Origin of the sequence: Chlorogloeopsis sp. ULAP02, from assembly GCF_038404745.2 — a bacterium.
Classification (GTDB): Bacteria; Cyanobacteriota; Cyanobacteriia; order Cyanobacteriales; family Nostocaceae; genus Chlorogloeopsis.
Map to the genome: position 1 here is coordinate 24,135 of NZ_JAYKTT020000041.1, position 8,483 is coordinate 32,617.

8 protein-coding genes are annotated in these 8,483 nt (G+C 40.5%); 2 read left to right on the top strand and 6 right to left on the bottom strand.

All coding sequences use genetic code 11. The features are described from left to right. Positions 1–173: 173 nt before the first annotated feature. From U2718_RS14665 to U2718_RS14675, 3 genes are all read right to left on the bottom strand, one after another. Positions 174–1,616: a folate/biopterin family MFS transporter gene (locus tag U2718_RS14665; RefSeq protein ID WP_342000566.1), complete on the bottom strand. Its 1,443-nt coding sequence runs from the start codon at positions 1,614–1,616 to the stop codon at positions 174–176. 203 nt (positions 1,617–1,819) lie between these two features. Continuing rightward, positions 1,820–2,359 (bottom strand): DOMON-like domain-containing protein, encoded by a 540-nt coding sequence (locus tag U2718_RS14670; RefSeq protein WP_342000564.1) that lies wholly within the window; start codon positions 2,357–2,359, stop codon positions 1,820–1,822. Beyond that, positions 2,356–3,480, bottom strand: a complete 1,125-nt coding sequence (locus U2718_RS14675) for an aminoglycoside phosphotransferase family protein (RefSeq protein ID WP_342000563.1) — start codon at positions 3,478–3,480, stop codon at positions 2,356–2,358. The genes U2718_RS14670 and U2718_RS14675 overlap by 4 nt, the downstream gene beginning before the upstream one ends. Positions 3,481–3,899: 419 nt before the next feature. Here U2718_RS14675 and U2718_RS14680 point away from each other — a divergent pair, with 419 nt between their 5' ends. Together U2718_RS14680 and U2718_RS14685 are read left to right on the top strand one after the other, a co-directional pair. Further along, complete coding sequence (locus tag U2718_RS14680; RefSeq protein ID WP_342000601.1) at positions 3,900–3,983, top strand: hypothetical protein; 84 nt, start codon at positions 3,900–3,902, stop codon at positions 3,981–3,983. Between the two features lie 4 nt (positions 3,984–3,987). After that, positions 3,988–4,386: a transcriptional regulator gene (locus U2718_RS14685; protein ID WP_342000562.1), complete on the top strand. Its 399-nt coding sequence runs from the start codon at positions 3,988–3,990 to the stop codon at positions 4,384–4,386. 146 nt (positions 4,387–4,532) lie between these two features. On the opposite strand, the gene U2718_RS14690 is transcribed toward U2718_RS14685, so the two are convergent. From U2718_RS14690 to U2718_RS14700, 3 genes are all read right to left on the bottom strand, one after another. Next, positions 4,533–5,741 carry a 4-hydroxy-3-methylbut-2-enyl diphosphate reductase gene (locus tag U2718_RS14690; RefSeq protein ID WP_342000561.1) on the bottom strand — a complete coding sequence of 403 codons (1,209 nt, stop codon included), beginning with the start codon at positions 5,739–5,741 and terminating at the stop codon, positions 4,533–4,535. A gap of 203 nt (positions 5,742–5,944) precedes the next feature. Then, positions 5,945–6,766, bottom strand: a complete 822-nt coding sequence (locus tag U2718_RS14695; RefSeq protein WP_342000559.1) for an SGNH/GDSL hydrolase family protein — start codon at positions 6,764–6,766, stop codon at positions 5,945–5,947. 62 nt (positions 6,767–6,828) lie between these two features. Next, a complete protein-coding gene (locus U2718_RS14700) occupies positions 6,829–8,235 on the bottom strand; it encodes an ammonium transporter (RefSeq protein WP_342000556.1) in 1,407 nt (468 codons plus the stop codon). Positions 8,236–8,483: the final 248 nt, after the last annotated feature.

An 8,483-nucleotide genomic window follows, 5' to 3' on the forward strand; every position in this document is an offset into this window, starting at 1 on the left:
GGAACCCGACGCCAGGTGCTACAAGTCGGCAAGCTGCAAGGGCGCACTGGCTCCGCAACGTGCTGCCTCCCTACAGTAGTTAGTGGGAAATAACTAACTTTTGTATGATCGGGTTTAAAAACTAGTGAACTGCTAAAAGCACGCAGCCTCAGCTACTAACAATCCTAATTGCTTTACTTATCAACTGTTTTTGATTCTAGTTCTCGTAGCATCAACTCTGGCATGAAATCGGGTACAAAAGGTTCTTCTCTATCCTTTAATGCTGCTGGTGGTAAATTTTTTGGTGTTTCTGTTTGAGAATTGGCAGCAGGCAACCAATTCAGAAATGGTAGTGGTAACAATGTGCTGAGATTGGTAACAAGCACCAAAAGCCAGAGTTTATCAAAATTGGTTTCGGTGACTCCCAACAAATGCATTAATCCTGCTCCTAATTCGTAGGAAAGTAATCCTGCCAAGTTGGTTACTGACATCAACAGAGCGAATAATGTTGCTTCTACTCCCGACGGACAAAGCCTTGCTGCTAGTACTAGCACGGGCATGTAGGCAATTTGCCCCATGACGGTGAGAATAAGACTGTCGCCTAAACTAAACCAGTGATCGTCGATACCTAAAGCACGATTTGTATGAGTCACCAGTAGCAACATCGTCATTCCTAAAGCTGCTGAAAGAACAGTACTCCAACCAAAGATGACGCGAAAAGCTACGGTTTTAAGAAAACGTTGGAAGATCCAGATACCTAATAAAGAAGCAATGCTTGTTACTAGGCGCACTCGTCCTAAAAATTCTGGTTCAAAGTGCAACTCGTTTGTAGTGAAGAAGAAAAAAGCTGATTCTGCTGTTGGTGTGGCTTGCCAGATGAAGAGAAATGCTGTTGGCAGCCAAATGGCTTTTTGAGTAACTGCTTGGCGTAGTTGCCCAAGCTGATGCTTGATACCTTGGAAGTTGGTGTTATGGCTATCGTTAAAATCTTTGCTAACAGGAGATTCAGCAATAAACCATGCAACAGCAGAGACGATGAGGGGAAAAGAAGCGGTAATCCAAAATACGGTACGATTGCTGAAATGCTCTAAAAGCAAACCGCTAAAGTAAGCGGTGATTAAACCGCCAAAGGCTGAAGCACCCCAGCATAGAGATTGTAGGGAACCTGCTTCTGCTTGAGATTCTGCCCTTGCTCTTTCGACAACCAATGAGTCAACAATCACATCACTGACAGCAACAGACAAGGAACCAAGAGCGATCGCTGCTGTTGCTGCTAAAGGAGTGTGAACAATTGTTGCCAGGCTAATCCAAGATATAGCCCCCAGTACACCCGACAAGACTAGGTATGGACGCCGTCTATAACCCAATATGGGAAAGCCATCTGAAATAAAACCAAACAGTGGCTTAATAATCCAAGGTAGAGCGACAATGCCGAATAATGCGGAGACTTGAGCCGGAGATAGCCCTAGTTCATCTTTTAGGAAAAAGCTGACGGCTAGGCGCGCCAATCCCAAAATGCCTTGGACAAAGTAAACGGTGAGAATGGCGATTAGTTCGGCAGTTGGTTCGTTACCGAAAAAAACCTTCTCTTTAACCGAGTCTTTAACCTTGGACAAGCCAGAGGAAGAAATCAGCATTGATAAACAAATTTTAAGTTTTATCGACTTTTATTATGATATCGATTTTCTCATGGTCAGGTATAGACAGCGATCGCTTGTCAGGATTTGTTTACCTTTTAAGGTAGTCACATAGCTCAATTCAAGGTACTATTGTCGCGATCGTCAAGGGTATTTCCACAGGATACTCATACTGTAAAGCATGATAGATATAAAAACTGTGCTTATAACTCAATTGTGAAACTGTCGCGCAGATGAAAATCAGCTTTTGCACCTTTATGAGTCAATGCCCAATAACTTACCTCACCGTCTTTATGTTTAATAACAGTAGTAATTGCAACATCAAGGGCTTGCTCTGCTGAGACAATTTGATCTAAATCGACATTTAGTGCCAGCGCCAAACCATCAGAGTAACTGTGGATACTAAACGGAAGCGTTGTGAAAGCTGTTTCCTCTTGTATACCTTCGCGGTATCCAGCGAAGCGATAGACATTCCAGTGTCCGGCGGGAGAGAGGTTAAATTCCCAATACTTTTTAGAATCTTTGACACCCAAGAAGAACTCAAAACATGTGTCTTCCCACAGTTCGTGCTTTCGTGTTGGTGTGTCTGATGGTGGAGCTATTCTTACTTCTTCTACATTTCCAAGCAATGCGTAGGTAATAGTGAGTTGATTCGCAATTCGGGCAACATTACCTGCAATTTTTAAATTGAGTAACGACTCTTTAGAGGTAAAGGGTTGCAGAGAAAATATCTGTTCGTTCATTTCATATCCTGGATAATTTTGCGAATCGCTTTTTCTTGAGATTCGATACTCTCACTCAGCTTAAATTGGACAAGTGCTCTCGCCAGGTTGTGTTCTGGGTGCTTGACTTTAAAGTAGACATTTCCTGCTAAGTAGTCAGCAAAAAATCTTAGCCCTAATTCAAAGGCGATCAGACGAATTGCATCGTACATATATAAATAGTCATTCTCGGTAAGAAACGCCTTTGCTACCGAGAGATAACCTTGGAGAATTTCCTGACACAATTCTGTATCAAAATAAACGCTTTCCCATTGCTTAGTTTCTTCTCCCGCTGGATTGCAGCCTGATCGCAAACAGTCGCCAATATCGTAATGTACCAATCCTGGCTTAACGGTGTCGAGATCTATAACGCTAACAGCTTGCCCAGTAACAGTATCAAACATGACGTTGTTAATTTTTGGATCGCCATGCATCAGGCGTAGTGGCAGTTTACCTTGAGCTTTTGCATTTTCAAGGGTATGCGCCCAAATTTTGCGATCGCTTACAAACTGCAAGCAATAATTTACTTCCGGAGATTGCTTGGGACTAGTTTTCGCGAGAACATCCTCGTAATGCTGGAGGTAAAGCGGTGTAATGTGGAAACCTTCGAGGGTATCAGCGAGTTTTTCTGGGGGTAAGTCGCTGATTAAATTGTGGAACATACCTAAGGCATAGCCAATTTCTTTGGCATATGAGCGATCGCGCATTTGATCGAAAGACTGTGAGCCTTCAATAAAGCTGATTGCCCGCCAGAAAGAACCTTCAGTATCTTTCCAGTGATCTTGAGCATCCTTGGTTAATAGTACACGCGGTACTTCCCAACGACGACTGAGGGGGGTGCGTTGTAGCCGTTGATGAACATGCTCAGTGTAGAAACGCATATTCTGCATAATCAGTTGTGGCTGACGAAACACCTGCGTATTGATGCGTTGCAGGACAAAATGCTTTTCTTGGGAAGCATCCAGAGTTACTAAGAAGGTGTCATTTATATTGCCACTTCCAAAAGCTTGAACGTTTCTAACCTTACCTTGAAGCGTAAACTGTTCAGCAATAGTAATAAGATTGTCTTTACCCTGTGTTTTGAGATGTTCTGTCGTGTTCATGTTCGCTCTGCACTACTCCCCACGTGATTGCACAAAGGCAATTGGAGACATGGTAGCGCAAGTATTGCATCTAGTTTGTATAAAAAAAGTGAAAGTGCAAATATCTTAATGCGTATTTAACTTTAAACATTATCATTATCTTGACATTATACTCTCAAAATGAGAGTATAAACATAGTTTAATTTTTATTAATTAATAAAATATGACGAAAAATATAGAAATAAATGCATCTAATTTCAATTTGCAATCTTCGTGTTGATGCTGCCCAATATTCTAATGTTAAAAAGCAAATTGATGAATGGTATGCACCTGTAAAGAAAGCCGATTGGTAGAACTTAGATGATGTTTGTAGAATTGATCGAGATGCTGAAGCGGTTGGGGATTTTCCCATTTTTAATATTAAAGGTAATGACTAACGTTTGATTGTCGGTATTGACTATGAGAACCAAATAGTTTGCTACAAATATTTTCTAATATACGCTGAATACGACAAAGAGAAATGAAAAAATGACCCTTATTTTTGACAAAAATATTTATCGCAGTCTATTGGCTGAAGTTATTCCTGCTGCAATAGAAACAGAAGAAGAGTACGACCGTATCTTAAAAGTGGTAGAACAGTTAACTTTTAAGAAAAATCGTACAACTGAGGAGCAAGCTTTACATAAGTTACTAGTGATATTAATTGAAGCTTATGAAACACAGAACTATCGTATAGATCAATCTGCAACTCACGAAATTCTCCAACATATCATGGAAGCTAGTGGAACCCGTCAAGCAGACTTAGTAGGTATTATCGGTTCTAGTGGCGTAGTCTCTGAAGTTGTGAATGGCAAGCGTTCGATTAGCAAGGCACAAGCGAAAGCGCTTGGGGATTATTTCAAGGTATCGCCTAGTTTGTTTATTTAGTCTTTTTGTATATTTTTTTCTCTTTCCCAGGCTGGAGTCTGGGAAAGCATTGATTGAAGCTCTGCCTCATAATTGGAGGCGGAGCCTCCCAGTTTCCATGACTATGCAGAGCATAGTAATGAGAGAAAATTAGGGATGAGATGTTTTTAAACCACTGCCGCAGTTGTTTTTACCTCAAAAATCTTTTCAATCACATCTTCTACTACCTTATCTGGTGTGGAAGCACCAGAAGTTAATCCGATGACAATTTCTCCATCTGGCAACCAGTTTTCTGTAATTTCTAAATTACCGTTTAATACTCTGTGTTCGATCCGATTTTCAGACAAAATTCTCGCTACGCTATCAATGTGATAAGAGGGAATTTTACGCTCTACAGCAATTTGTTGTAATTGTGTAGTATTAGAGGAATTAAAACCACCAATTACTATCATCAAATCTAACTGTTTTTCTACTAACTCTAACATTGCATCTTGTCTTTCTTGTGTGGCATCGCAGATGGTATTGAAGCTTTGAAAATGTTCATTTAAATTTGCTGGACTATATTTTTGCATCATGGTACGCTCAAATAGTTTACCAATCTGCTCAGTTTCACTTTTAAGCATTGTCGTTTGATTAGCAATTCCAACTCTTTCTAAGTCCTGCTCAGGTTCAAATCCTGGTGAACAAGCTTTACTAAATTTAGCTAAAAATTCCTCTCGATTTCCTCCATTCAAAATGTAATTAGTAACGTACTCTGCCTCCTGCAAGTTTAAAACAATTAAATATTTACCAGCAAAGGAACTTGTGGCAATTGTTTCTTCGTGCTTGTATTTACCATGAATAATGGAAGTGTATTCATGCTTTTTGTGTTTTTCGACGGTATTCCAAACTTTTGATACCCAAGGACATGTCGTATCAACAATTTTGCAGCCTTTATCATGGAGTATCTGCATTTCTTCAACACTAGCTCCAAAAGCAGGCAAGATTACGACATCGCCAGATTCAACAACAGAAAAGTCTTTTTTACCTGCTGTAACGGGTATAAACCCTACTTCCATCTCCAGCATTCGTTGATTAACAGAGGGGTTGTGAATAATCTCGTTAGTAATCCAGATGCGTTCTGTAGGGAAATGTTTGCGAGTTTCATATGCCATTGCTACGGCACGTTCCACACCCCAGCAAAAGCCAAATGCTTCCGCCAGCAAAATAGTGATATTTCCACGGGTGAGTGTGTAATTATTTTCTCTTAGCTGCTGAATTAACTTGCTTTCATATTCGGATTGTAATTGGGTGGCGACTTCTGCTTGGTGACCAAACCCTTTACGATGATAGTGTTCTGAATGCTGAAGTGAACGTTTAAAGGTTTTTGTATCCATTGATTTTTGTCACAATTTCGTCAATTTCATTTTCTCGCGCCATGACGCAATTGTGTTGGGGAGATGGGGAATTAAAAATTTCTACTACAAACGAATAAGTATAACCTAACTTTCCCACGCAGTAATAATTACAGGCATAGGAACATCGGGAGAAATTAAAAAATCAAAATAAAGCAAAATAAAAATTTTTAAATTGGCGATCGCTAGTCTTGCAGTTTCATCTGGCTGTACAGCTGCAAGGCAGTTCTCCAGACTAGATAGCCTTGAGGACTCAAGTGCAAGCCGTCGGTGGTGAGTTCAAGCCGAAGGTTACCTTGTTTATTAGCAAATAAGGAATATAAGTCTAAATATTTGACGCCTTCTTGTTTAGCTATTCCCTGGAGTTGCTGATTCAACTCCTGAATACGGCTATTGGGAATGGCGAGTAGTTTTTCTCTTCCTTCCCAGGTAGCTTGCTCTGCTCCATGCGGTAATATCGACTGAATGACAATGTGCGTTTTAGAATGTACCTTGTGTAAATAACGCACGATTTGCCGCTGATTCTCTAAAATTATTTCATCGCTGATGCCTCGAATCAAGTCATTGATGCCAATCATCACAAAAATAGTTTTCGGTCGCGTCTGGTCTAATAACTCTAATCTTTTTAATAACCCAGCACTGGTTTCTCCTGAAATTCCCTGATTTAACCAATTTGTGTCTTCTGGTAATAATTCAGGTGGAAACCATAGACTTAAAGAATCTCCAGTCAGTATCGTTAAAGGCTCAGGATACTTTTGGGCAGCTACTTGGGCTTCTTGCTTGAGAATGTCTACCCACTGCTGATAATTAAGTTTGTGACGAGGACTTAAATGTAATGTTGGGTGTGCTAAATTTTCAGGCTGTAGGTGATTTGGTGATATTGGTTCAAAAAAAGCAGTGACTACTTGCTGACGCCAGATTAGTAGGATGAGCGCTAGCAAGAGGATGCCATTAGTTACCAGCAATAAAATTGCCCAGATCGGAAGGGTTTTTGCAGAAGTGGACACGAGTAGCGATATTCATCAAAACTTTAGTATAAAATTTTATACCGCTATGCTGAAAAATCCCACTATTTATTGCCAATACTAATGCGATCGCCAAATTCTTCGTTGTAACCTTCTTCTCCGTGTTCGTTGATATCAATGCCTTGCACTTCTGCTTGCTCTTTAACACGCAAACCAACTGTGGCATCAATAATTTTAAGAATAATGAAGGTGCCAACACCAGCAACTAAATACGCAACAGCAATAGCCACCAGTTCTACTAACAATTCATGCCAATTACCTTTTAGTAAACCATCTTTACCTGCGGAGTTGACTGCGGTGCTAGCAAAAATTGCTGTCAAAATTGCACCAACTGTACCACCAACACCGTGTAGGGGATAGGTATCCAATGCATCATCAATTTGGATCTTGTGCTTGAAGCTAACTGCATAAAAACAGATAAATGCAGTCATGCTGCCAATTAAAATCGCTGCTAGTGGCGTGACGAATCCGGCAGATGGAGTAATACCAACTAAACCAGCCACTGCTCCTGTGGCTGCACCTACAGCAGTTGGCTTACCACGCAAGACTTTTTCCAGAATTAACCAGGTTAATGCTGCTGCTGCTGCACTAGTGTTTGTAGTTACAAAAGCTATGGTTGCTAAACCACCAGAAGCAAGAGCACTACCAGCGTTAAAACCAAACCAGCCAAACCACAGCAAACCAGCACCTAATAAAATAAAGGGAACATTGTGAGGAGGACTAAGGCGATCGGGATAGGTTTTTCTAGGCCCTAAAATCATCGCTGCTACTAAAGCAGAAACTCCAGAACTAATGTGAACTACTGTACCACCGGCAAAGTCGAGTGCGCCGATACCACCGTATAAGCCCAAGAATCCACCTTTTGCCCACACCATATGAGCAAGAGGAGTGTAAATAAATGTAGACCAAAGCAGTACAAATAAAGTGTAAGCAGTAAAGCTGATCCGTTCCGCGATCGCTCCAGAAATTAGAGCTGGGGTGATAATGGCAAACATGGCTTGAAAAATCATGAATGCCTGATGTGGAATTGTTGGTGCATAGGAAACGACATCAACAGGATTTGATCCTTTGAGATAATCTGTTACCTCTGTGCCAACACCGTTCAATCCAAGCCACTGTAATCCACCAATAAAGGGGTTTCCTGGTGCAAAGGCAAGGCTATAACCCCACAAAATCCACGTCACTCCCACAATCGCCATGACTACAAAGCTCATCATTAAAGTGTTAAGTACGTTACGAGAACGCACAAATCCACCATAAAAGAAGGCAAGTGCGGGAGTCATCAGCAATACTAAAGCAGATGAAATCAACATGAATGCCGTATCTGCAGCAGTTTGAGCATCAGAAATTGCTGCATTGACATCAACGGGTGCAGCTAGGGCGTCGCCTCTCAAAAGTCCGCCCAGAATTAGTAGAATAGCTGCCCCAATGAACACAACTTTTTTCAACACTTCCTTTGATTCCTCTGCGTCATCTTTATCTGTTTATATAGCTATATAGCTTTATTTGAGTGATTTTATATACCTTTTTCTGTATTCAGAACTACTCAAATTAAGTAGGATTTAAAACATCTATAAAAATATACTCCTCAAGGAGTTATTGAAAATTAGATTCTGATGCTTTTATGCAATTTTTGCATGATTTAGTTGTATTAATAGCATTGTTTAAGGAAATGATATTTTTTATCATTACGTCTATT